Raw genomic sequence first — 23968 nt, 5'->3', positions numbered from 1 at the left:
TGCCAAATCAATTGATAATGTGCTAATTTTCATGACGGACGTTCCCTTTTAACTGAGTGTGAGTTAACCAGTTTGGCGCATTGACGCCGTTTAGGGGAGCGTCCATCTCATCACCCACTCTTATCACCTAATACGATGGCCTTGGCTCAACGCGTTTACTGAGCGACGACTAAGGCACACATAGCGACAGCTATACCTATGCCGCCTTTGGTGAGCTACTCAATAAAACGGGCACCACGGAGAATAACTTTTTATTCACCGGTGAGCAGTTTGATGGCGACCTAGACCAGTACTACCTGCGTGCTGCGTGCGCGTTATTACGACCAGAGCATAGGGCGGTTTGGGCCGGGGTGAAAGAAGGGTCAAAGTGGTGGCTCAGCGAACAAGCGAAACTAGGTAAATGTAACCAAAGATAAGAGAAAATATCTCAAAGATTTAATGGATAAATTTATGATATGTCCCAAATGATAGATGAGAAAAATATGATTTCTAATGATGTTTATTCTGAAGTCCTTTCTAACGGAAAGAGAAAGCTAATTCTCAGAAATGGACTGACAAAGCCTGCAATCGAAAAGATTCTTAAAAATGAATATGATTGTCTTTGGCTTTACTATGGTAATTTTGAAGAGATGGTTAAGCTTCCTCTCGAATGCATTCGTGGAGAAGTGAAACTTCAATGCTCTGAAGCTCAAAATGTATCTTGGGTCAGCATGTTGAGTTCTATCGATTCATTATCGATAAAGGGAAGAATAAAAGGAAGTATCGACTTTTCGAAATTGAAAGCACTTTCCCATTGTGAAATAGATTGGTGCGCTACCTCCAAGGGAATTATTTCGTCACGCTTAAAGCTAAGAAGCCTTAGTTTGTCAAAGTTTTCAGGACAGCTATTAGATTTTTGCGCGGAGACAGCCAGTAATCTGAGTACACTTGGTCTTACGGGCTCTTTAACTAGTTTGCATGGACTCAAGCGGTTCACTAATTTACGTGAGCTTAGCCTATGGAATATGAGAGAATTACAGGATGTTTCAGAGTTGGAATTATGCAAGAACTTAAAATGTTTACAAATTGAAAGCTGTAATTCAATCGAGTATGAATCTGTTCTAAAAAAAATATCAAATTTAGAAGAGCTATTTTTTGAGAACAAAGAGTTGAGGTCATTGCGATGTCTACCCAAAGCCACGTTGAAGAAAATTGTTCTTGGACAGCAAACAAAAATTCTCGATAAAGATGTAGAAAACTTTATGGAGTTTCCGAATCTTGAGGTGGTTTCTTATAAAAAGAAGAAGGGGTATAAATATTCTGCTGAGGAGTTAGGGGAGCTGCTTCGAAATAGTAGAAAAAAGTAAATTAATCAGCTCAATCGTTGGTTATTAATTTAAATTTACCAAAATTGATAGGTGCAAGGATGACTAGGCCACTTAGATTAGATCTCGCGGGTGCTTTGTATCCTGTTACGTCAAGAGGGAATGAGCGAAAGCCAATCTATTTAAATGAAGTTGAATTTGGTAGATTCATAAAAACCCTAGGTGGCGTATATGAGCGTTATAACTAGTATTGGCAAACGACGACTTTCCAGTAAGAGCATAGCCACGTAATACCCTACCTACAGCTACAATGACAATAGAAAAAAGCTTTTTGGCCACGGTTCAAAAATAGGTAAAATACGAAAAGGATTAGTGCGTTGATAATTGACACTCAGTCTAATTCTTGCCACCTTTAATAAAGGAACATAACTTGAGGGTGCGTATGTCTAATTGGATTGAGGCGAATGTTAAAGAGGTTAAGTGGTGGACTGATACGCTATTTAGCTTAATTGTAAATGCAGATGTCGAGCCATTTACAGCGGGCCAGTTTACTAAATTAGCGATGCAAGTGGGTGATAAACGGGTAGCACGCGCTTATTCGTATGTGAATGCACCAGACAACCCTGATCTTGAGTTTTATTTAATAAATGTTGAAGACGGTCAACTGTCTCAGCAGTTAGCGCAATTAAAACCGGGGGATTCGGTGACCATTGAACGCCGCGCTACGGGCTTTTTTACACTGGACGAAGTACCAAGTAGCGAGCAACTGTATATGCTTAGTACGCGCACCGCGCTTGGGCCATTTATTTCAATTTTAGAGCAAGGCGATGTGTGGCAAAAGTTTGAGCACGTGCATTTAGTGCATGGTGTGCGTTTAAACGAAGACCTAAGCTATCAACAGCGTATTGCCGCTTTGCAAAAGCAAAACCCTAATCTTCACTATTCGCCCGTAGTCAGCAGAGAGTCAGCATCAGTCGGGTTTAATGGCCGGATCACTGACGTTATAAAAGATCATCGTTTATTTGAGGTCACTGGCAAACACGTTAATCCAGACACGGCTCAATTTATGATTTGCGGTAACCCCGAAATGGTAAAAGACACCACGGCAATTTTGTTAGAGCTTGGCTTTAGTCGCAACCGTCGCCGCGAGCCTGGGCAGATAACCGTTGAGCAGTATTGGTAAAAGACTATGCCTAACAGCGAGAATTTGCTACTTTAGCGCCTCAAATCAGGAATGATGCATTTAGGAAAAGTATGAAACCGTTATTTTTTGCAATTAGTTTATTATTCACATGGCAGTCTATTGCAAGTGACGAAACTGCCCAAAAAGCCGAGCCACAAACAAAAGCTGAACAAGAAACGAAAAGCGAGCAAAAAACAGAAAAATCAGTGCCAGCCTTAGAATTTATTGAAGGCAACACAACAGCAACCCACACAGACACCCGCGCCTTAAAGACAGACCAACAAACGACAACAGAGCAAGCCGTTAATAACCCGCAAGAGCCTGTAACAACAGAAACAGCGCAACCTAAAGTCGTTGCTGAAGAACAAAAAGCAGCAGCTCAGGTTGATGACAGCAAAGTGCTTGGTACACAAACGCCAGTACCAGCAGAAAAACCAAAAGCAGCACAAGCAAAGCAAGAAGCTGTCGCAGAGGCCGAAAAAGCAGTTAACCAAGCTAAAGAAGCGTTAACGGCTAAACAGCAAGAGAAAGCGCGTCAATCTCGCGAGTCTATGGCGGTTATTGAGCAAGTGATAGCGGCTTATAATGCGCGTAATATTGAAGCATTTATTAAAATGTACGATGAGAATGTTGAGTTTTATGCGTTTCCTAATGAGTTAATGTTCACAGGCAAGGAAAAACTGATTGCGCGTTACGGCATTATGTTTAAAAAATTGAAGTGTATTAAGTCATCGCCTATAAAACGCATTGTGCTTGGCAACATTGTTATTGATCACGAGTTATCAGAAACTTGCTCACAAGACCCCAATGTAGTGGATAAACGTTCTGAGTTTGTGACCAGTTACCAAATTGAGAATGGCAAAATAACCAAGGTGTTATTCTTCCGTTAAGTAAAAAAGAGCAGCTGAGCTGCTCTTTTTTGTTGAATGGTAGGCGTAAAATTTATTTAGTATAAAAGTGAATCGCGCTGCTCGAACCTCGAACCTAGCTGCTCGAACCTGCTTAAGCCGTTTCATTTAATAACGAATTAAAGCTTTCGTTATCGTGTAAGCTTGCAAATGCACTTTCGTGTAATAACTCATTACGCAAGTTTGGCGAGTACTCAAGGGCCATACGAATATCAGCCATCGCATCAGCATGTTTGTGTAACAGCGCGTAAGCACAGGCACGTTGCCAATAGGCATACCCATAATCACTGTCCATTTCGAGTGCTTGATTACACAATTCAATCGCTTCACCTGTTTGATTAATTTCTAATAGTGCATCGGCTTTATACGCGATTGCTTCTACATCTTCAGGTTTACGTTTTAAAATCTCATCAAAAATTTCAATCTTGTTAGCTACATCACTTTCTAAATTCGCACGCATCCACAAAGAGTGTACTTCGTTGGTGATCGAGATTTTTTTCTGGTTCGTTAAAATTTCTTCAGAGCGCTCTCGTAGCTTTTCTTCTAGTACTTTTAAGCGTTCTTCGTATTCTTTAGTAATTGCACTCACTCGCGTATTTACAATGTCTTCTACTTTATTTTTTACATCACGTAATGAGTTCCAACCAACTAAAACTAAAATAGATGCCGTAATAGTAATAATGAAAAACACATTGTTAATGGTGTCGGTGGTATAAGTTAATGCACGGTCGGCAGTATCTAACTGGGTATGAGTAACTTGTTTTGTTACATCTTCACGCAGCTTTTGTTGATCTTGGCGTACCGCTTTAAGCTCATCAAGAATATAGCGCTCTAACAAAGGCTTATACATAGGCTCTTGCAGTTTATCGAGTGCCTGTTGTTGCTCTGCTTCGGTTAAGGCAGGGCTGTTTTCTTGTGCTGTTTGAGCCTTGGCAAAGTGACTAAAGCTCATTAAAAAGGTGAATAAAATTAAGGTATAACGCATGACATATTCATTGTTTAGTGAATTCTAAAGTAACTTTAACATGCGAGGCCTGTGTGGACTAGGCAAAAAAAAACCAGCTCAAAATAGAGCTGGTCAAACTGCTTAAACAACATAACGTTGTAGGGGGTATCAACAGGAGTTAGGTACAATATAGCCACTTTAATCTGAACAACTACTTAATACTAAAAGAGTTTCTAAAAAGTAATTTTTGATATCTCAGATTTTCTATGTTCGTCTAGACTTAAGGTGTCCTGCAACTAAAAGGTGAGTGTAATGCGCCAACAACTAGTCCAACTGCTTTACGGCGTATCAATGTCTTCGGATCTTGATAGTGGTAATGTTGAATTAGCTGAACGCTTAATTCTAAATGCTGTACTTGATGGCCTTGAAATTGGTCGGGCAGGAATATGGTTACTAAATAAAGAAAACACCGCGATTGAATGTCGTTTGCTACTCGACAGAGAAAACGGCAAAGAGATCCAAATGATCGTATTGCCTCGTGATGCTTATCCTGCTTATTTTAAAGCCCTCGATACCCAGCGCACGATTACCGCTGTTGATGCTCACACAGACCCTGCAACATCGGAATTTAGCGAAAGTTACCTTGCTCCCCTCAATATTGGTGCGATGCTTGACGCTCCCATTCGTTATAAAGGCAAAATGATAGGTATTTTTTGCTGTGAACACATTGGCGGACAACGCCAATGGACAGAAGATGAGTGTTCATTTATCGGGGCATTAGCCGATTTATATGGGCGTGCGCTATCGGCGCAAGAAAATGAACGCATCAACGCTGAACTAGAGCGCTCAAATCAACTATTAGAGCAACGGGTTGCAGAACGAACTCGTACACTCGAAAAAACCTTAACAGAGCTTACAGACACCCAAGAAAAACTCATAGAATCCGAAAAAATGGCATCGCTAGGTAATCTTGTTGCCGGCATTGCGCATGAGGTTAATACGCCTATCGGCATCGCCGTCACAGCAAATAGCTCTGCAAAAGATAAACTCACCGAACTCGATAAGCTTGTCCAGTCAAACACCTTAACAAAGGCTGCGCTTATTGATGGTATGAACCATTTAAATGAATGCTTTAAAATATCTTTCACTAACCTTGAGCGCGCTGCAAAGCTGATTAGTGACTTTAAACAGACCGCCGTTGATCAGTCTTCACTTAACTTACTTGAAACAAACATTAAGCATTACCTCGAAAACATAGTGCACAGTTTAATGCCGCTGACCCGCGGTTATAACGTTACAGTGACCATAAAGTGCGACGATGATCTTAATCTGATCACCGTGCCCGGGGCTTTAAGTCAAATAATATTAAACTTGGTGAATAATAGTTGTGTGCATGGGTTTACGGGCCGTCAGCAAAATCACATTGATATAGTAGTGACCGTTAACCACGAAAACGACACATACACACTGTGCTATAAAGATAACGGTCACGGCATGAGCGCAGAGGTAATACATAAAGTGTTTGAACCCTTTTTCACCACCAAACGTGGTACAGGAGGCAGTGGGCTTGGTATGTCAATTGTTTATAACCTTGCAACCCAAGCATTGCAAGGCGAGGTGAGTATAGCGAGCGAGCTAGACCAAGGTGTTGCTGTAACCTTTAAATTACCGATGAAAATAGCCTAACTAACTAAAAAATAGACTAAATGGAGTGAAAATAATCTGGTGACAGGGTAATAAAATTAAAATTTAATCAGTGTGTTTACCAAGACACGACACATCATCGCAGCGGTTGTCTTTACAAAATTGTTTGATACGTCTTTTTGAATATAAATAATTAATACTGAATGGCGTAACAATAAGCACGAGCCAAAATAGCAATGGGCTTCTAAAAGCCAGTCCAGCGATAGAGGCAGCGATGATCCCCGTTAATACCCATAGTGGCAAATTGGCGATGAAAAAGTTAATACTTAATTGTTTAGCAACATCAGGATTAATGGTTTTCATATGGGACTCACTGTTAATTAATACCCTTATAAAATGGTCGACTTTCGCTGTTAACACAAATCAGATTTTTCTATCAGAGCAATCGATTTAAAGTCGCGTTTGGGGTCTGGCATTATTTTCATACAACTCCTATAGTTCTAAATAACGGGAACTTCTAACTGATTAGTGATTCATAACTAACAGAAAATCCCTTTTATGGCGAAACTGCATTTAATTGAGATTTAAAATATTTCGTCACATTTTAGCTTATAAGGAGCAAAAAATGAGTAATGGAAAAACGGGTCAATGCCCGGTAATGCATGGTAGTAACACGGTCACCGCTCAATCAAACACAAATTGGTGGCCTAACGCGCTAAACTTCGACATTCTTCATCAACACGACAGCAAAACAAGCCCATACGGCAAAGACTTTAATTATGCCGAAGCATTTAAATCTCTCGACCTTGAAGCTGTAAAAACCGATTTAAAAAACCTCATGACCGAAAGCCAACCGTGGTGGCCAGCTGATTGGGGCCATTATGGTGGCTTAATGATCCGCATGGCATGGCACTCTGCTGGTTCGTATCGTTTAGAAGATGGTCGTGGTGGCGGTGGCACAGGTAACCAACGTTTTGCACCTTTAAATTCGTGGCCCGATAACGCCAACCTAGACAAAGCACGCCGCTTACTTTGGCCTATTAAGAAAAAATACGGTAACAAATTATCTTGGGCCGATTTAATGATTCTAGCTGGTAACATGGCGTACGAATCAATGGGCTTAAAAACCTTTGGTTTTGCGGGCGGCCGCGAAGATATTTGGCATCCAGAGAAAGACATCTACTGGGGAGCCGAAAAAGAATGGCTCGCTCCGAGTGATGAACGTTACAGCAATGTAGAAAAACCAAACACCATGGAAAACCCATTGGCTGCGGTACAAATGGGCTTAATTTACGTAAACCCAGAGGGTGTAAACGGTAACCCCGATCCACTTAAAACGGCAGAGCAAGTGCGCGAAACATTCGCTCGTATGGCAATGAACGACGAAGAAACCGCAGCGCTTACCGTCGGTGGTCACACGGTGGGTAAAACGCATGGTAATGGCAGCGAAGCAAATGTAGGCCCAGAGCCAGAAGCCGCTGATGTATATGAACAAGGCTTAGGGTGGAACAACCATACCTCGCGTGGCATTGGCCGCGATACCATGACATCGGGTATCGAAGGCGCATGGACAACGCACCCAACTAAGTGGGATAACGGGTATTGTTATTTACTACTTAACTACGACTGGGAACTTAAAAAGAGCCCAGCAGGTGCGTGGCAGTGGGAACCTATTAACATTAAAGAAGAAGACAAACCGGTTGATGTTGAAGATCCCTCTATTCGTTTAAACCCAATTATGACCGACGCCGATATGGCGATGAAAATGGACCCAACGTATCGCAAGATCATCGAGCGTTTTAACGACGACTTTGAATACTTCAGCGATGTGTTTGCGCGTGCATGGTTTAAGTTAACGCACCGTGATTTAGGACCAAAGTCTCGTTATTTAGGGGCCGATGTACCGAATGAAGATCTGATCTGGCAAGATCCGATCCCAGCGGTCGATTACACGCTAACAGACAGCGAAATTAGCGAGCTTAAAACCAAGTTACTGAATTGTGGCGTAAGCCAAGCCGATCTTATTACTACCGCGTGGGATAGTGCCCGCACCTACCGTTGTTCAGATCACCGAGGTGGCGCAAACGGAGCACGTATTCGCCTAGCACCGCAAAAAGATTGGCAAGGCAACGAGCCAAAACGTTTAGCCAACGTACTTAGCGCGCTCGAGTCGGTTCAAGCAGATTTAAGCAAGCCAGTAAGCCTTGCCGATTTAATCGTGCTAGGTGGCAGTGCAGCAATAGAACAAGCAGCAAAAGCTGCAGGGGTCGATGTAACCGTACCATTTGCACCAGGACGAGGTGATGCAACTGACGACATGACCGACGCCGAGTCGTTCGACGTGCTTGAGCCAATACACGATGGTTTCCGTAACTGGCTTAAAGAAGAGTATGCAGTATCAGCAGAAGAGCTCATGTTAGAGCGCACGCAATTAATGGGCTTAACGGCACCAGAAATGACAGCACTTGTGGGTGGTATGCGTGTACTTGGCACTAATTATGATGGGACTTTGCACGGTGTATTCACCGATAACGTAGGCACACTCAGCACCGACTTTTTCGTAAACCTAACCGACATGGCCTTCACGTGGAAACCAATAGGCAAAGGTTATTACGACATAGTTGAGCGCAGCACAGGCGTTACTAAATGGACTGCAACACGGGTTGATTTAGTGTTTGGTTCAAACTCAATCTTACGCGCATACGCCGAGTTTTATGCACAAGACGATAACAAAGCACGTTTTGTACACGACTTTGTCGACGCATGGGTGAAAGTAATGAACGCTGACCGTTTTGATCTTTAATTTAAGTTGATAAATATCAAAAGGCTACAGCATTGCTGTGGCCTTTTTTATAGCAATATTATTAAAGCGTAAGCATCGCTTGCATATCAAAAATACGCACATTATGAGCGTTATTCTTTAAAGGCTAACGCTTTATTCATCGCCTTTTTAAATAGCTCAAAATTTTCAATATGAGGCAAGTGACCAATGTCTTTTAGTTCAATTAAGTGCGCAGTAGGAATGAGATTAGCGGCCGTTTTACCCAGCTCGTCATAGCGACCAAGTTGGTATTCTACACCCGGCTTTTTCCAGTTACGGCCAGGACCTGTTCTATCGCGAGTACCAAGAATTAAAGCAACAGGCATTTTAAATTGGTCGAACTCAGTAATAACCGGCTGAGTAAAAATCATGTCATAGGTTTTAGCATTAACCCATGCCATTAACTCATGATCAGGCCCCTGAATTTGGCCACTCAAAAAGTGCGTAAGTTGCTCATAGTCTTGATTCCATTTCCCGTCATAATAGTTTTGTTTTTGATAGGCAATGATCTTCTCGGGTGTTTTACCAAGCTCAAGATCATAGAAAAAATCAGTGTCTTTGTATTGAACATAGCTAAGGTAGTTTTCAAGCCCAATCGGGTTCAATAAAATAAGTTTTCGCACTTGCTCAGGAAACATTAATGCATAGCGGCTTGCCAGCATTCCACCCATAGAGTGCCCCAAAACAATTGGGCGTTTTATACCTAACGACGTTATTAATTGATGCGTATTATTGGCAAGGGCAGGGAACGAAAACTGATAATCTTTAGGCTTTGATGACTTACCGAAACCAATTTGATCGGGGATTAAAACACCATAGCCCGCTTCATTTAAATACTTTGCTGTCGATGTCCAGTAATGACCATTAAAGTTTTTACCATGCATAAGCACAACGGTAGGCTTATCACCCTTAGGTTTTAAATACGAGTAAGCCATTTTTAAAGAAGATTGTTGAGAAGACAGGTTAAAAAACTTAACAGGGTAGTCGTACGAGTACGTACTCAACTCAGCGTCGTAACTGAGTTTTTCATTATTTGCTAGCACCGAACTTACGTTAAACAGTGCTACTGCTGAGATTAATATTACGCGTAATAATACCATTATCCTTTCCCACCATTTTTTAAAAAAGTGTCTCCAGCGTATCATCCCTGCTTTAAATTTATAATATAAATGCCACGAAAAAATACCGCGCAATGCAGCCATGAAACTTATCTCGCGCGCTTTTTTACGATTTTATAATGCGTATTCAGCGCTAAGCTCTCATCTCGCATCTCGCCTCTCGCCTCTCGTAGCTCGCACCTCGCACCTCGCACCTCGTAGCTCGTAGCTCGTAGCTCGTAGCTCGAAACTCGCACCTCGCACCTCGAAACCCGTACTTGTAGGCGTGAAATTTATTTCGCGCGCCATCGCGCCATAGTGTGTAACCACATCATGAAACAATTGACGCGCGCAGGTTAAAAACAAAAAACTGTTTGCTTATTGCTTACCCATCCAATAACTATGCTGATATACGTTTTCTTTATAAACTTGATCGCTGTAATCATATAAACGTTGCCATATTAAGCGGTCGAAAATGTATTTATCACCGTCTTTATAAAGCATTTTAAAGTTAGCTAATGACAAATAACTGCCAGTTTCATTGGCTAATATTTCGTTTTTACAGCTTACAAACTCATCAGCGTTTGGACACAAAGACATTAATGCAAACGTAATGCTATTGTCGCTTTCGAGTTGCCAGTATGCGTTTGGTGTGAAATAAGCAGCGTCTGTCTCCCCAAAACTAGAGTTGAAATAGTAGCTGCCCTTTCCATCGTCGTTAATAAACCAAAATACTTTATTATTTCCGATGATAAAGTCTTGGCGTAAGTAGCTGAATACCTCTTTGTAATCAGCTAATGTGATATTGGTTTCGTCTATGACTTCTAATAGCTCGTAGGCTAGGCGTGCTTGGCGCTCTTCTTTATTACGTTCAAGCGCATAAAGCATTTTACCTGTGTGCATTGTAAAAAATTGCAATGATGTATCTGAGCCATTGCCTGTTAACTTTATGGTTTCGCCATTATTATCTAAGGTGTAATGCCACTTAAATGAATCGTCGTTTTTTGGTGTGTTAAACGTGACGGTCGCTTGGTTAGCAGCTGTTATAGCAAAGTGTGTAGGCACATAGCGTAATGTTAAACCCTCGCCAGTGTCTGCAATCTTATTATCTAAACGGCCTGTATAACGTGTGCCAATTTCAAGGTTGGGTACTGCGGTTGGCGTAATACGGCGAAATGTGCCGATCGATGTTTGCGTTTGCATTGCGGCAACAAGCTCTGCTGACTCAGCAATTTGGCTTGGGGTTATTTCATCGTGATAAGTTAAATTGTGGCTTACTTTTACAACCAAAAAGTCATCAAATTGCGCAATAATTTCTGCATCTATTAAGTTTAAGTCAAATGCAACATTAAACTCGTAGCCATCTTTGTGTAATTGCGACGTGTTATACGTATTAACAAGCGTGTCGCTAGTAATTGTAAGTTGTGTGCCATTAAGCATCGCCGAAAAGTCGGCATAAGGTTGGAATAGTGTTTTTCCTGAGGGAGTCGGCACTGAGCTGGCTAACACAAACTCAAAGTAGCTTTCTTCTGCTTCTGTATTCAAATGATTTACAGTGTGAAATGTACTCACACGGGTATCAACATAATAGTGTGAGCGTAATTCAGGCTGTGTTTTATACAATGTAACTACGTCGCCTTTGTCTTCAGATACATTAAAAAACTCAACACGCAGTGCATCATCACGCTTAGCCAAAACATCAATTTCAATCAATGCTTTTTGAGAACAGTCCAAAACACAGTCAATAGTGTGTGTTTTTAACGCTACCACGTCAGGATTTGACCATTTAAAAGCACTTAGCTCACCATTGTGTGATAGAACGCCGCTATCTTTCGAGGCAAAAATGAGTTGAATGCTCGCATCCTTAGTGTGCCAATTACCGATTATATCGTCATCGCTTAACGTTATAGATTGCCATGCTTCGCGATTTTCAGCGACATTCACAATGAGCGTATACTGATTAGTCGCTTTGCCATCCGACACCTCGACCGTAAATGTATGGTTCGCAATATCGAACAAACTAGGTTCAATTTGAAAGGTGACTTGGTTATTTTTGCTAGAGAGGTTCAGCCATTCTGGCTTATCAATGATTGTTGCAGTGATTGTATCGTTTTGCTCATCTTTTACATCAACCACTAAGGTTGCAGGCTCAAGTGCTTTTGTATTTATTGTTAATGAGCCAGACAATGTAGGTGCGGTATTTTGTACTACTTTATCATCTGGTTTTTTATCTGTTGATGAGCCGCCACAGGCCGTGAGCGCAAGCGTCAGTGCCGATACGCCAAGGAACTTTTTCATTTACATCCTAAAAATTTGTTATGTTTTGTAAGGGAGATGTAAATTACCTAAAGTGGGTAAGTAGGTCAAAGGTATTATGTAACTGAACGTAAACAAAAAGGTGAGCTAAATAGCTCACCTGTATAAAAAGGGGTTATGACTCTTGTTGTGCAACATGGTCCATATATTCGTCAAATGTGCCCTGAAAATCGATGATCTGTTTGTCCTTAATATCGATAATGCGGGTTGCCAATGACGAAACAAACTCACGGTCGTGGCTCACAAAAATTAGCGTGCCTTCGTAATCTTTTAACGCATTGTTAAGCGCTTCGATGGCTTCCATATCCATGTGGTTAGTGGGTTCATCCATTACGAGTACATTAATGTCTTGCATCATTAATTTACCAAATAACAAACGGTTTTTCTCACCACCAGAGCAGTTGCGCGCCTTTTTGTTGGCATCGTCTGCGGTAAATAACAAACGCCCTAGCATGCCACGCACCATTAAATCGTTATGCTTGGCTGTGCGCCACTGCGACATCCAGTCGAATAGGGTTAAGTCGTTATCAAAGTCTTTAGTGCTGTCTTGTGGGCAGTAACCAACGCTTGCATTTTCTGACCATTTAACAACCCCTTCGTTACTTTGAAGTTCGTTCACTAAGCAGCGTAAAAACGTCGTTTTACCCACGCCGTTTTCACCAATAACAGCCAGTTTTGCACCCGCTTCAAGTAATAAGTCGCCGCCGCTGAATAAGGTTTCGCCGTCAAAGCCATGGCCTAACTTAGTGAGTTCAAGTGCTTGGCGGTACATTTTTTTGCCTTCGTCAAAGTACAATGACGGGCTCATACGGCTTGATGATTTAACTTCATCTAGCTTAATTTTATCCATACGTTTAGCACGCGAACTCGCTTGCTTTGCTTTAGAGGCGTTAGCGCCAAAGCGGTTTACAAAGTCTTGAAGCTCATCGATTTCAGCGCTTTTCTTCGCATTTTCGGCCAGTAATTGTTCGCGTTGAAGGCTAGATGCCTCAATAAACTTTTCGTAGTTACCCGGGTAAATGCGCAGTTCGCCATAATCAATGTCGGCCATGTGCGTACAAACCGAGTTTAAAAAGTGACGGTCGTGCGAAATAATAATCATCGTACACTTACGTTGGTTAAGCTCATTGGCTAACCAGTTAATGGTGTAAATGTCTAAGTTATTGGTTGGCTCATCAAGAAGCAAAATATCAGGATTAGCAAACAGCGCTTGTGCTAATAACACTCGCAGTTTCCAACCCGGTGCTACATTGGCCATTAACCCGTAATGAAACGCTTGTTCAATACCAGCTTGAATTAAAATTTCTTCAGCGCGGCTTTCTGCCGTGTAACCATCCATTTCGGCAAAGATACTTTCAAGCTCTGCGACCTTCATGCCGTCTTCTTCGCTCATTTCTGGTAATGAGTAAATGCGGTCACGCTCTTGCTTTACTTTCCAAAGCTCTGTATCGCCCATTATTACCGCATCAACCACTGTGTATTGCTCAAACGCAAATTGGTCTTGGCTTAGCGTACCGACTTTTAAGCCTGGCGTAATCGACACATTGCCTGAAGAAGGGGTAAGTGCACCACTTAAAATTTTCATAAAGGTTGACTTGCCGCAACCATTTGCGCCAATTAAACCATAGCGGTTACCGTTACCAAACTTGGCTGAAATGTTTTCGAACAACGGCTCTGCGCCAAATTGCATGGTGATATTTGCGGTTGAGATCAACGAATTATTCCTAGAAAAATACTGACAGGGTTATGGTGCAAAACTGCGAAAATAAACAAGCAATAGGGTAAATAATAGGCCGCGGATTATACAGATCCACCCACCGGAAGGCTATTAAATTTATATGAATACTAACGAGGAAAGATTAGAGCTAATAAAACAGACTTTATTGCCCTATTTGCACCCTACACAGTTTAAACAGTGTAGGCGTGAAATTTATTTCGTGCGAAAAGTTCAATCGGTAGCAATGGCTCTACATCGCGTATTTAGTCCGCACCTCGCATCTCGTAGCTCTTAGCTCGCATTTCGCAGCCCGCACCTCGTAACTCGCACTTCGTAACTCGCACTTCGTAACTCGCATTACGCTTTTAGCAGCTCGCACTTCGTAACTCGCATTTCGTAGCTAGCACTTAGCACTTCGTACCTCGCTCCTCGTAACTCGCAGCTCTTAGCTCGAATTTCGTAGCTTATGTTAATTCAACAAACTAAAATCGACCTCGGGTAGGCATTCAAATCCTGGGCGAGCAAATAAATACCCTTGCATTAAACTGACGCCAGCACTGCGCAGCCATTGGTATTCTTCAATACATTCAATGCCCTCGGCAAGAGGCGTTATATTAAGCTCTTCGAACATTGCAATACAGTGGCTAACAATTGTTTGGCGTGCTTTATCAAGGTGAATATCGCGAACTAACTCCATATCAAGCTTAATAATATTACTTTGGAAATCGGCCAATAAATTTAACCCTGAGTAACCAGAGCCAAAATCGTCGGTCGCAGTAATAAATCCAAGTGATTGATAATATTCAATAACGCGTTTTATATGAGCGGTGTCTTCGACTTGTTCAACTTCGGTAAACTCGAACATTATTTGCTTAACAGGAAAGTTGTATTTTTGGGCGGCTGCTAGCGTCGTTTTAATACAACGCTCTGGTTGATAAATCGCATTAGGTAAAAAGTTAATACTTAAAATAGACGGTAACGCTAGCTTTGCAGCAAGAGAAATGGCTTTAACACGGCACAGTTGATCAAATGTGTAACGGTTATCGTCATTAACCTGAGAAATAACAGAATAAGCCGACTCATTATTAGGGCCTCTCACTAAGGCTTCGTAACCAAAAATATTCTTTGCGGAGCAGTCAATAATAGGTTGAAAAGCCATGGTGAAGTCAAAGCCTAGTTCTAAGTTGTCTTCACACTGTTTACAGCTTACTTGCTGGCAATTAGTTTGGTTAGTGCGCATTTTTTACCTATTTATTAAGTACTCTCTTATATAATAGTGCTAGTAAATTCGTAAATGTGCAATGTTCTCGTCTGTATTGTTTTACATAGGTTGTTGTAATCTTTTAGTTCTGTGTGGTGCTGCTCGCTTAAGTACATTGCTACAAGCCTTTAACTAGCAGAACACACTGACAATAAAAAACTGACAAAAGAACAATTGATAATAAAGCTGCTGATAACAGATCAATCGATTAAAAAATGTTTCTCACAGTGAACCTTTAACAGTGCACTTAAAACGTCATGCAGCTTAAAAAAGTCGTTTTTAAAAATAGCTTGCTCGCTGTGCTCATGCCAGAAATAACGCGGCTTTTAGCCTCAAACGCACCGTATTTTTTATGCTCAGGCATGATTTATTTTACGCATTGATTAAAAAACAACTTGCAAGCCTACCTACTGGTAGGTAATATCCCCAACATGAACACGACATATACAAACATACTGCAACACGCCGATGCGCTTATTCAAAGCAATGGTTTCCATGGTTTTAGCTATGCAGACCTTGCTAAAGAGCTCGATATTCGCAAAGCGAGTATCCACCATCATTTTGCAACCAAAGCCGATTTGGGCATTGCGTTTTGTCAGTTAAAATGCGAGCAGCTAAAGCAGCTAGAATCACACTTAAAAACGCTGCCATCAGCCAAAGCACGTTTACAAGGTTATTTTGCTGTGTTTCAAAGTTGTGCGAACGATGGGCAAATGTGTGGTATTTACGCCATGCAAACCGACTTGCGACTCATGGCCGAACCGCTGCAAAAGCAGGTATTAAAAATGGCTGATCTTGAGCTAAATATACTCAGTGATATTTTGCAAGTCGGACTTGATAACGGTGAGTTTAATTTTAAATCTACTGCTTATCAGCAAGCGGTCATTATATGTTGCGCAATAAAAGGCGCACTTATGCTAAACCGAAGTGAGCATCATGCTGGTTTGTTTAATCAAACGTGTGATGCATGGATTGAGATGCTGGCCTAGTTCAGCACTCAAAAAATTTTACCTAGCAAACCTACCTACTAGTAGGTTAAATAAAGGAGAGCTGTCATGGCTTTTACGAATACACAATTAACAACGTTTAACGCCCTTGGTGAAAAGCTAGAAAAAGCAGGTGTGCCGCTTATCTACATTACACTCGGTATCATCTATATTTGGTTTGGTGGTATTAAGTTTTCTGCGGGGCAGGCTGAGGGCATGTACGGCATGATAGCTAATAACCCACTGGTTTCGTGGATGTATGCCCTTTTCTCAAAGCAAGGCCTGGTAAACTTTTTAGGCTCGCTTGAAATTATCATCGGCTTATTATTTTTCGCACGCTTTATTAACCCCGCTTTATCGGTGCTTGGTGGGCTGTTATCCATGGCGTTATTTACAGTAACCATTAGCATGATGGTGTTTTTATCAGGTATTACGAGCGATGCCGGTTTTCCTGTATTGAGCTTTGTGGGTGAGTTTTTACTAAAAGATATAGGGTTGTTTGCAGCGTCGTTGTTTGTTGCTGGTAACAGCTTAAAAGCGTTAGTTGCAAAGCAAAACGCCCAGTAATGCCCGTGTAACATAAAGGTCCGAAAGGGCCTTTTTTCGTTTTAACGTGATTATTATGCTAGTTAGTTGCTTAACACGTAAGGTGTGCAGCGAAAAAACAGCCAGCAAACATACTTTACAAGCCTTAAGTTTAGATTGCGGGTATAAAGTAGGGGCATGCCTTATAAACATGGCCTAGTGATGTTGCCCTAAATGTAACCTTTCCCCCAAAATTAACACCGGTTTTCTGTTCGAAATAATCTGCTAACTTAGCGAAAATAAATGAATTACATCTAAAAATACTGACACCAAAAAGCGTGTCAATTTAGATAACTGCTATACTAGAAAAATCACACAAGTTAAGCCTATATCATGATGATACTACACTTTATTTATACGAATAAAGTCTGAAAATTGAAATATAATTAATACTTTAGGGAAAACAGGCGATAATACTAGGTAACAAGACAGCAAAGGTGGATTCAATGTCTGCAGGTATTTCATTTAAAAATCTAAGTATTACAAAAAAAATTCATGCCATAACATGCATTGCAGTCATTGCATTTGTCATTATTGTGCTAACCAACTATATCGCGATGAGCGATAATAGAGGCTCACTTGATGAGCTAGAAAAGTCGTCTTATCAAGTCGTTAAACTCACCTCGGCAAATGTGGCCTTACTCGAAAAGCTCGATGAGCTATACACACAAGCGGTCACCTTTGGCGAGTCAGACTTAGTAGATAGCGCAGCACAAACGTACAAAGTAATTAACGAAAACCTGCAAAATATTATTGCTATCAATAACAGCTATGTGAACGCAGAAACAAAAGAAAAACTACAGCAATACGCAAAAACCTCTTCTGCTATTGCCAGCTCCATGATCGACGGTACAGCCGACTTTAGTAAAATTCAGCAGCAGGCACAGCAAAAAACAAAGCTATATGAAGCCGTACTCACCGGTTTTAAAGGGGCTCAGGCGCGCGCTGATGACCGCTTTTTTGAATTAGTACAAGCCACTAAAGCGCGTTCTGACAACGCATTGCATTTAATGCTCGTTGTGTCGATTATATCGTTAGTTTTATTGGTGATTACCTCAATTTGGATTGCCCGTGGTATTGGCTCGTCTGCAAGTGCGGCTGCCGACAACTTACGCTTACTTGCAGATGGCAAAGGCTCTTTAAGCACGCAGCTGGCTGTGCATGCTAAAGACGAAATTGGTCATGTATCCATTAACTTTAATGCCTTTATAAAGCTATTAAAGGCCGCAGTACTTGAAGTAATTGCAGTGTGCGAGCCACTAATGGAAAACTCAACCCGATTAGTACAAGGTATGGAACGCGCCGAAAAAGCCACAACCAAACAAACGACCGATGCAGAAATAGTGAAGCAATCAATGGAAGAAATGCGCCAAAGCGTGGCCGACATCTCTCATTCTGCTGCAAGTGCATCTGAAGCAGCGCAAACAGCAGAGCGCGAAGTAGAGCAAAGCCGCACGCAAATTCAGCGCTCAGTGATAGAGTCACGCACCTTAAGCGACGAAATAAACCAAGCCGCTTCAACAATCAACCAATTGGCAAGCGACACTAAAAACGTAACGCAAATTTTGAACGTGATTACTTCAATTGCAGAGCAAACTAACTTATTAGCGCTGAATGCTGCAATTGAAGCCGCGCGAGCTGGTGAGCAAGGTCGAGGTTTTGCCGTGGTAGCCGACGAAGTAAGAGAACTGGCTTCACGTACATCGCAATCGACAAATGAAATCAGAGAGCTGCTTTCAACACTTACCACCGCAGCCAGTGAATCGGTAAATGCAATGAACTCAGCGCGCGACATGGCAATGAACAACGCCGAAGCCGCAGAGAATACAGGCCTATCGATTGAGAAAATCTCTGAGCAAATTTTAGAAATTAACGGCATGAACTCGCAAATTGCCGCCGCAACCGAAGAGCAAACCTCTGTTGCCAGCATGGTTGTAGAAAATGTGTCTAACATGCACATGTCGTTCGAAGAGACCATGGACTCGCTTTCGGCAGTACGCGATGTTGCTAAAAACTTACATTACCTGTCTGACTCACTGTTAGACGCCACAGCAAAATTTAAAGTTGAATAAGCTAAAAACGACACGCTAAAATTAAAAAAGCCACTTCATATTGAAGTGGCTTTTTACTACGTAAACAAATACCGATTAAAACGTTGCAATAACTTTTACTTTGTCGGTCACTTTCGCAGCATCAATATAGCCAATCGCATCGTTATTAGAGGCAACAAAGTCAATAACGGCTTGATCATTCGCCAGCTTTTCAGGAGGCGTGCCCTTACCGGTAAAAACCAGCTTAGACCAATACGCATTAAGCTGGCTGCTCGACTTACCTACCACCTTGTCGTTAAACTCATCGCTCACGCTGTTACCATCTTGGTTTACAGGGTTTACTTTAGTGCCATCGTCGAACGACTTTGCTTTACCAAGGTAGATCTTTTTAATGGTGCCTTCATCAATTGCATTGCCATTGGCCGGATTAACAATCACGGCAACGTCTGCAAAAGCGGTGCTCGATAAAAGCGTTACCGCTGTAGCTAATAGTAATTTTTTCATTATGAACTCCAATTAAAAAACTAAATCAACAGCAACAGCAACGACATCAGTTTCTGTATCAGTGATGTCATCTTTAAAGCGACTAAAGTCAACTTTTAAAGCGGCAGACGGGTGGAAGTCATAACGAGTACCAATGGTGTAAACGTTACTTTTTGCTTTAACGCCCTCTAATACCTGGTTAATACCCGCGTTTAATGCCGGTACAGCAGGTAACGCGTTATAGCGATTACTATCGTGTTTGTCGTCGTTGTTTTCGTAAGTTAAGTGAACGGTCCACTCATTCATTCGATAACCAACCGACGTGTAATATTGTGTTTGTTTAGCCAGCGCACTGTTTTCTACTTCAAACTCAGTGTACTCAGCGTCAAATAAAATGTTGTTGTAATCAATCGAAAAACCAATCGCAAAGAATGAGCCATCATCTTCATTTGCAGCAATATCATTGGCTTGATCAACAAAGCCTGCACCACGTAATGCTTGCTCTAAGCCATTAAGTGCAATACCTGCGTCGGTATCGTTTGCAATATCAATGGTTGTTTCGGCAACAAAGTAGGTAGCGCGAGCGCTAAACCAGTCGTAGGCTAGAGTCCAGTTAATACCCGCAATGTCGTTTAACTCAGTGTCGCCATTAACAGATACAACCGCAATATCACCATCGAAACTGCCGTAAATAACTTGCAAGGTAGAGTCCCAATCGCCTAATTGGGTATTGTGCAATAAGCTTAAACCCTCATAGGTCGAAAACGGTAAGTTATACACTGATTGCGGTGGACGAACCCAGCGGTACGTGTAACCCACATCTAAAAAGTCTGAGTAGCGGTAAAACGGCGCACGCATTTTACCTGCGCTTAGTTGCAGCTCGTCGGTAAACTCGTAGGTTAAATAAGCCCACTCAAACTCAGCGTCAAAGTCGTTATCGCCACGGGCAACAATTTGTGCTGTCGCGCTTAATTTCTCTTGTAAATCAGCTGAAAGCTGCAAAGCAAACATGCTCTCATTCTTAAAAGAGATATCGTTATCGTAGCCGTATAAAGTTGTGTCGTCGTCGAGAGTTTTACCCCCCACAATTGAAGCAAAGCCATTTATGCGAACTTCTGCAAGCGTGTTTGCAGACACGAAAGCAGCACATAGCGCCAATGCGATAGGAAGTTTTTTCATTGTGTATCCCTAGTATTTAGTATTAAGAATGTTGATTTCATTTAACATTATAGTCGTATGTTTAGAAATGGGCGACAAAAGCCCTATTAAATTGTGACTTTTGCAACAAATAACCTGTTATATATCAAACATAACGCGTGCAATGGCGCAGCTTTTACCTGCTAAAGTGTTAAATTAGTCGTGAGGTAGGCAGGGGGAATACTTCGCGTGTTTAAATTAATTAACACTTTTGGGGCGATTAGCAGTAAAAATACAATAACGGTTTCATGCTTCGCTTTGTTTAACTGGTTTGGCCTAATTGAACTTTCTTCATTCATTTTATTTACCGATATCTCGCTTTAATGCTATTTTTAACTTAAGCATTACTGCCACGATAAAGGACGTAAAATGGCAACCAAAACAATCGATTACTACAACCAAAACGCACAAGCATTTGTCGATGCCACGCTCGATGTAGATTTAACTCAGCTTTACGATGAGTTTTTACCGCTGCTGCCAAAAAATGGCACCGTGTTAGATGCTGGGTGTGGCTCTGGCCGCGACGCCTTTATTTTTAAAGAGCGCGGCTTTAGCGTTGATGCGTTTGATATAAGCCCCGAAATAGCCAAGCTAGCCTCAGAATACTTAAACCAAGAGGTGGCAGTAAGCAGTTTTCAAGACCTAAATGACGTTGAAAAATACGACGGCATTTGGTGCTGCGCAAGTTTAATTCATGTCGCAAAAAACGACTTAACCGACGCCTTTAATAACCTAGCCCGCGCACTTAAACCTCAAGGTATTGTGTATGTATCGTTTAAATACGGCGACGGCGAGCGAGAACACAACGGCCGCGAATTTACCGACTTAAACGAAGTTGGCCTCGAAAGCATTATTAAAAACACCAACCTGTTTATTTTAAAGTCGTGGCAAAGCGCCGACCAGCGCCCAGAGCGCGCCAACGAAATATGGCTAAACGCCATTTTGCATAGACGAACGCCAAAGTAAGTCTTTAGTCTTATAAATTATAAAACGACAGCGCGGCATACCTCGTTATGCCGCATTTTTAAACGAATCCCTCACATGTTAATTTAGAGCAACCACTTTATTCATCGATAAACCCTATATTTATCATGGCTATTCGTGCTAGATTGTTTTTAAACTTAATAGCAGCTTAACGGCTCGTTATTTAGTATTAATAAATAACCATGGAGCGGTTTACTCATTTTAAGCCGCAGTAACAGGATTTAGCTTATGCGCTTAAAAGAAGCCCTCAGCGTTTTATCAAAGCCTTCATTAAAGGCATAGTTTGGATATGGCTATGCAGCAACAGCTCGACTTTATCGCTTATATTCAACGCATGCTGGTGGAAGGGGACTTTAGTGCCACTTACAAGTTTGCCTTGTTGCATGCGCTTGCTGATATCAGCATTGAAAAACAGCAAATAGATCCGAATGCGCAATTACAAATAACGTTTGACGAATTAGTCGAAAAGTTTATTGCGTTGTATTGGCATCAAGCATCTCCTTTTGGTGCCATTGGTAACAATAGAGACCAGCTGCTTTTACAAAATACCAATTCCAAAAAACAAGCCAAAATCATCACCACACTACACGATGCAAAATTAAATAACATTAATTCAGTTAGCCAATTAAAAAAGTGCAGTGATTGGAAAAACATACGCAGAACAACGTTACAAACCATTAAAGATGGACCGTTATGGTTATTACAAAAGCTAAATGGCAAGGAAGAGTGTTTCTTATATCCTCATGTTAAAGGGCAGCAATACATTACCTTAAATGCAGGTATTGCCAGTTGCTTTAGACGCTTTTACGACTTAGTTGTGTACTTAGCTAAAAATGCATGGCTACAAAAAATTCAAAGTATTAAATACAACCAAGCGCTAATCGGCCCACAAAGTCAACTTCATGACTTTTTATTTGGCTTTGATCGCAATGCACTCAATAAAGCAAAACCTGTATTAATAGAGCTACAACGCGGTCACTGCTTTTATTGTCAAAAGGCATTAAACAGCAAAACCGAGGTTGATCACTTTATTCCGTTTACGCGTTACGCCAACGATTTAGGCCATAACTTTGTGGCAGCTCATAGTAAATGCAATAACAGCAAACGCGATTTTTTAGCTGCGCAAGAGCACCGCGAGCGCTGGGAAGAACAAAACCTCGTTATATATAACCAGCATATAACTCGTGAGTTGAGCGATTACTTTAATTGTGATGCCGAGAAATCACGCTCAGTGAGCGACTGGGCGTATCAGGTTGCACAGGCAAACAGCGCTAAATTGTGGGTAGGCATAAACAGTTTTGAGTTTGCAGAAAGTGCTGTTTATCAACAGCAAAATAATGAGCTTGGTTTAGTGGCGGAAGATAAGCCAAGTTATAACGTGTAGATAGTGACGTTTAACGTACAGACCTAGAGTTTGCGTGCAGGACTTTTAAGGGATTAAAAACCTCTATTTGAGGTTTTATCGCGTTGGCGATGGCAACCAAAGAGAGGCTGCCGCCGACCTCTCTCTGGACTCTCTCGGCGCACCCGAGGATCACACTTGATCTTCAACTTACGTTAATGATGTGAACGTAATCAGCGTAGATAGGCCATCCATGGCCAAACTACGCTTTGTACAGCATCCATGCTGTAAATTACTCATCATTAACTTAGTTTCAGGTGTGATCACGGGGAATTGGAGTGTGCTGGTAGATTGGTGTTCATAGGTAAATATTTTGACTATATCTAGTTTGTATAAGAGAGTAACTTTAATATGACTAATGCATCATCTAAAAGCATTTTGCACGATGCTACACCCTCTTGGAATGGCTATAATTACCAAGGAAAAGTAGGCCTCTATGTTTGTTTAGCAAATATTATTAAAGAAGCTCGAGCAGGATTTGGTTTACCTTCTTTCGATACTTTCTTAGATGAACACCATATTGAGTATGAATGGATTGAAGATTTTGCCATTAAAAGAGGTGACGATTATTTGTCTCTTCACCAAGTTAAACATAAAGGCGAAAATAAATTTAAAGATCATGTAGAAGCAATCGCAACAATTTTATATAGAAAGAAAGGTATACTGCCAGATACCGACATATTTAAATACTTCAACTTTAAAAGTAAAAAACAAGGCGATACGGCAACTGCGAAAAAAAAGCTTAAAACAGAAATAAGTATTCATAAACTTATTGATGAGCAGGGTTTATTAAACAGTAACTGGGGTGATAATGTTCAACTTGTAGACATTAAGTATCGTGGTAATATTACAAAATGTTTTACCGATTTTGAAGCGCTTTCACAGAAAGCGTTCAAGACGTCTACCACTTATTTCCATACAGCCGATGAAGTTGAACCACCCCAGGCCTTGTTGATCAAATGCAGCTCTCTAATAAACTCACTTAACTTACTGATATTTAGGCAGACCAAGGGTGTTGATCTTATTTAGCGCCTTCACTTTGATCATCGCTTCAACCAGTTGGCGATTGTAATCACGCGCATT

The 23968-nt window shown here is 41.3% G+C and carries 19 protein-coding genes; 11 read left to right on the top strand and 8 right to left on the bottom strand.

Annotated features, from left to right (window positions below; translation table 11 throughout):
* Window positions 1-455 precede the first annotated feature (455 nt).
* The 3 genes from JIG41_RS10620 (at window position 456) to JIG41_RS10610 (ending at window position 3377) form a co-directional block, all read left to right on the top strand.
* The gene (locus JIG41_RS10620) at window positions 456-1346 is read left to right on the top strand and encodes a hypothetical protein (RefSeq protein WP_199524720.1); all 891 of its coding nucleotides are present in this window, start codon (window positions 456-458) and stop codon (window positions 1344-1346) included.
* A 400-nt stretch (window positions 1347-1746) separates the two neighbouring features.
* Entirely contained in the window at window positions 1747-2487 is a 741-nt protein-coding gene (locus JIG41_RS10615) for a ferredoxin--NADP reductase (protein ID WP_199524719.1), read from the top strand.
* Window positions 2488-2558: 71 nt separating this feature from the next.
* On the top strand, window positions 2559-3377 hold the full coding sequence (locus tag JIG41_RS10610) for a nuclear transport factor 2 family protein (protein WP_199524718.1): 819 nt from the start codon (window positions 2559-2561) through the stop codon (window positions 3375-3377).
* A gap of 112 nt (window positions 3378-3489) precedes the next feature.
* Here the strand turns inward: JIG41_RS10610 and JIG41_RS10605 are convergent, their stop codons facing one another.
* Window positions 3490-4380, bottom strand: coding sequence for a TPR end-of-group domain-containing protein (locus tag JIG41_RS10605; protein WP_036972521.1), 891 nt, complete (start codon window positions 4378-4380; stop codon window positions 3490-3492).
* 273 nt (window positions 4381-4653) lie between these two features.
* On the opposite strand from JIG41_RS10605, the gene JIG41_RS10600 reads away from it, so the two are divergent.
* Complete coding sequence (locus JIG41_RS10600) at window positions 4654-6027, top strand: GAF domain-containing sensor histidine kinase (RefSeq protein ID WP_199524717.1); 1374 nt, start codon at window positions 4654-4656, stop codon at window positions 6025-6027.
* Window positions 6028-6090: 63 nt separating this feature from the next.
* On the opposite strand, the gene JIG41_RS10595 is transcribed toward JIG41_RS10600, so the two are convergent.
* The gene (locus JIG41_RS10595; protein ID WP_199524716.1) at window positions 6091-6348 is read right to left on the bottom strand and encodes a hypothetical protein; all 258 of its coding nucleotides are present in this window, start codon (window positions 6346-6348) and stop codon (window positions 6091-6093) included.
* Between the two features lie 262 nt (window positions 6349-6610).
* Here JIG41_RS10595 and katG point away from each other — a divergent pair, with 262 nt between their 5' ends.
* Entirely contained in the window at window positions 6611-8788 is a 2178-nt protein-coding gene (gene katG / locus JIG41_RS10590) for a catalase/peroxidase HPI (RefSeq protein ID WP_065979236.1), read from the top strand.
* Between the two features lie 110 nt (window positions 8789-8898).
* Here katG and JIG41_RS10585 read toward each other — a convergent pair whose 3' ends face one another.
* From JIG41_RS10585 to JIG41_RS10570, 4 genes are all read right to left on the bottom strand, one after another.
* On the bottom strand, window positions 8899-9906 hold the full coding sequence (locus JIG41_RS10585) for an alpha/beta fold hydrolase (RefSeq protein ID WP_065979237.1): 1008 nt from the start codon (window positions 9904-9906) through the stop codon (window positions 8899-8901).
* 375 nt (window positions 9907-10281) lie between these two features.
* Complete coding sequence (locus JIG41_RS10580; protein ID WP_065979238.1) at window positions 10282-12201, bottom strand: hypothetical protein; 1920 nt, start codon at window positions 12199-12201, stop codon at window positions 10282-10284.
* Between the two features lie 133 nt (window positions 12202-12334).
* Window positions 12335-13933: an ABC-F family ATPase gene (locus JIG41_RS10575; RefSeq protein WP_074988464.1), complete on the bottom strand. Its 1599-nt coding sequence runs from the start codon at window positions 13931-13933 to the stop codon at window positions 12335-12337.
* Between the two features lie 472 nt (window positions 13934-14405).
* Window positions 14406-15176: an EAL domain-containing protein gene (locus JIG41_RS10570; RefSeq protein WP_074988466.1), complete on the bottom strand. Its 771-nt coding sequence runs from the start codon at window positions 15174-15176 to the stop codon at window positions 14406-14408.
* Between the two features lie 452 nt (window positions 15177-15628).
* On the opposite strand from JIG41_RS10570, the gene JIG41_RS10565 reads away from it, so the two are divergent.
* From JIG41_RS10565 to JIG41_RS10555, 3 genes are all read left to right on the top strand, one after another.
* On the top strand, window positions 15629-16186 hold the full coding sequence (locus JIG41_RS10565; RefSeq protein WP_036972512.1) for a TetR/AcrR family transcriptional regulator: 558 nt from the start codon (window positions 15629-15631) through the stop codon (window positions 16184-16186).
* Window positions 16187-16252: 66 nt separating this feature from the next.
* On the top strand, window positions 16253-16750 hold the full coding sequence (locus JIG41_RS10560) for a DUF417 family protein (RefSeq protein WP_036972511.1): 498 nt from the start codon (window positions 16253-16255) through the stop codon (window positions 16748-16750).
* 464 nt (window positions 16751-17214) lie between these two features.
* Window positions 17215-18840: a methyl-accepting chemotaxis protein gene (locus tag JIG41_RS10555; protein WP_036972510.1), complete on the top strand. Its 1626-nt coding sequence runs from the start codon at window positions 17215-17217 to the stop codon at window positions 18838-18840.
* Between the two features lie 75 nt (window positions 18841-18915).
* On the opposite strand, the gene JIG41_RS10550 is transcribed toward JIG41_RS10555, so the two are convergent.
* Window positions 18916-19323 carry a phosphate ABC transporter substrate-binding protein gene (locus tag JIG41_RS10550; RefSeq protein ID WP_065979240.1) on the bottom strand — a complete coding sequence of 136 codons (408 nt, stop codon included), beginning with the start codon at window positions 19321-19323 and terminating at the stop codon, window positions 18916-18918.
* 12 nt (window positions 19324-19335) lie between these two features.
* Window positions 19336-20481 carry a porin gene (locus JIG41_RS10545; protein WP_199524715.1) on the bottom strand — a complete coding sequence of 382 codons (1146 nt, stop codon included), beginning with the start codon at window positions 20479-20481 and terminating at the stop codon, window positions 19336-19338.
* Between the two features lie 387 nt (window positions 20482-20868).
* Here JIG41_RS10545 and JIG41_RS10540 point away from each other — a divergent pair, with 387 nt between their 5' ends.
* From JIG41_RS10540 to JIG41_RS10530, 3 genes are all read left to right on the top strand, one after another.
* The gene (locus tag JIG41_RS10540) at window positions 20869-21465 is read left to right on the top strand and encodes a bifunctional 2-polyprenyl-6-hydroxyphenol methylase/3-demethylubiquinol 3-O-methyltransferase UbiG (protein WP_199524714.1); all 597 of its coding nucleotides are present in this window, start codon (window positions 20869-20871) and stop codon (window positions 21463-21465) included.
* 313 nt (window positions 21466-21778) lie between these two features.
* Window positions 21779-22867, top strand: coding sequence for an HNH endonuclease (locus JIG41_RS10535; RefSeq protein ID WP_257473711.1), 1089 nt, complete (start codon window positions 21779-21781; stop codon window positions 22865-22867).
* Between the two features lie 369 nt (window positions 22868-23236).
* Window positions 23237-23914: a hypothetical protein gene (locus JIG41_RS10530; protein WP_199524713.1), complete on the top strand. Its 678-nt coding sequence runs from the start codon at window positions 23237-23239 to the stop codon at window positions 23912-23914.
* Window positions 23915-23968: the final 54 nt, after the last annotated feature.

Origin of the sequence: Pseudoalteromonas sp. bablab_jr011 (assembly GCF_016464045.1) — a bacterium.
Taxonomy (GTDB): domain Bacteria; phylum Pseudomonadota; class Gammaproteobacteria; order Enterobacterales; family Alteromonadaceae; genus Pseudoalteromonas; species Pseudoalteromonas lipolytica.
The sequence above is the reverse complement of the archived record's forward strand: the minus strand, read 5'-3'. Positions and strand labels throughout refer to the sequence as shown.

What these genes read in the sequence shown, in the direction of transcription:
- JIG41_RS10620 (WP_199524720.1), top strand. Translation starts at nt 456, where the DNA reads ATGTCCCAAATGATAGATGAGAAAAATATGATTTCTAATGATGTTTAT.
- JIG41_RS10615 (WP_199524719.1), top strand. Translation starts at nt 1,747, where the DNA reads ATGTCTAATTGGATTGAGGCGAATGTTAAAGAGGTTAAGTGGTGGACT.
- JIG41_RS10610 (WP_199524718.1), top strand. Translation starts at nt 2,559, where the DNA reads ATGAAACCGTTATTTTTTGCAATTAGTTTATTATTCACATGGCAGTCT.
- JIG41_RS10605 (WP_036972521.1), bottom strand. Translation starts at nt 4,380, where the DNA reads ATGCGTTATACCTTAATTTTATTCACCTTTTTAATGAGCTTTAGTCAC.
- JIG41_RS10600 (WP_199524717.1), top strand. Translation starts at nt 4,654, where the DNA reads ATGCGCCAACAACTAGTCCAACTGCTTTACGGCGTATCAATGTCTTCG.
- JIG41_RS10595 (WP_199524716.1), bottom strand. Translation starts at nt 6,348, where the DNA reads ATGAAAACCATTAATCCTGATGTTGCTAAACAATTAAGTATTAACTTT.
- katG (WP_065979236.1), top strand. Translation starts at nt 6,611, where the DNA reads ATGAGTAATGGAAAAACGGGTCAATGCCCGGTAATGCATGGTAGTAAC.
- JIG41_RS10585 (WP_065979237.1), bottom strand. Translation starts at nt 9,906, where the DNA reads ATGGTATTATTACGCGTAATATTAATCTCAGCAGTAGCACTGTTTAAC.
- JIG41_RS10580 (WP_065979238.1), bottom strand. Translation starts at nt 12,201, where the DNA reads ATGAAAAAGTTCCTTGGCGTATCGGCACTGACGCTTGCGCTCACGGCC.
- JIG41_RS10570 (WP_074988466.1), bottom strand. Translation starts at nt 15,176, where the DNA reads ATGCGCACTAACCAAACTAATTGCCAGCAAGTAAGCTGTAAACAGTGT.
- JIG41_RS10565 (WP_036972512.1), top strand. Translation starts at nt 15,629, where the DNA reads ATGAACACGACATATACAAACATACTGCAACACGCCGATGCGCTTATT.
- JIG41_RS10560 (WP_036972511.1), top strand. Translation starts at nt 16,253, where the DNA reads ATGGCTTTTACGAATACACAATTAACAACGTTTAACGCCCTTGGTGAA.
- JIG41_RS10555 (WP_036972510.1), top strand. Translation starts at nt 17,215, where the DNA reads ATGTCTGCAGGTATTTCATTTAAAAATCTAAGTATTACAAAAAAAATT.
- JIG41_RS10550 (WP_065979240.1), bottom strand. Translation starts at nt 19,323, where the DNA reads ATGAAAAAATTACTATTAGCTACAGCGGTAACGCTTTTATCGAGCACC.
- JIG41_RS10545 (WP_199524715.1), bottom strand. Translation starts at nt 20,481, where the DNA reads ATGAAAAAACTTCCTATCGCATTGGCGCTATGTGCTGCTTTCGTGTCT.
- JIG41_RS10540 (WP_199524714.1), top strand. Translation starts at nt 20,869, where the DNA reads ATGGCAACCAAAACAATCGATTACTACAACCAAAACGCACAAGCATTT.
- JIG41_RS10535 (WP_257473711.1), top strand. Translation starts at nt 21,779, where the DNA reads ATGCAGCAACAGCTCGACTTTATCGCTTATATTCAACGCATGCTGGTG.
- JIG41_RS10530 (WP_199524713.1), top strand. Translation starts at nt 23,237, where the DNA reads ATGACTAATGCATCATCTAAAAGCATTTTGCACGATGCTACACCCTCT.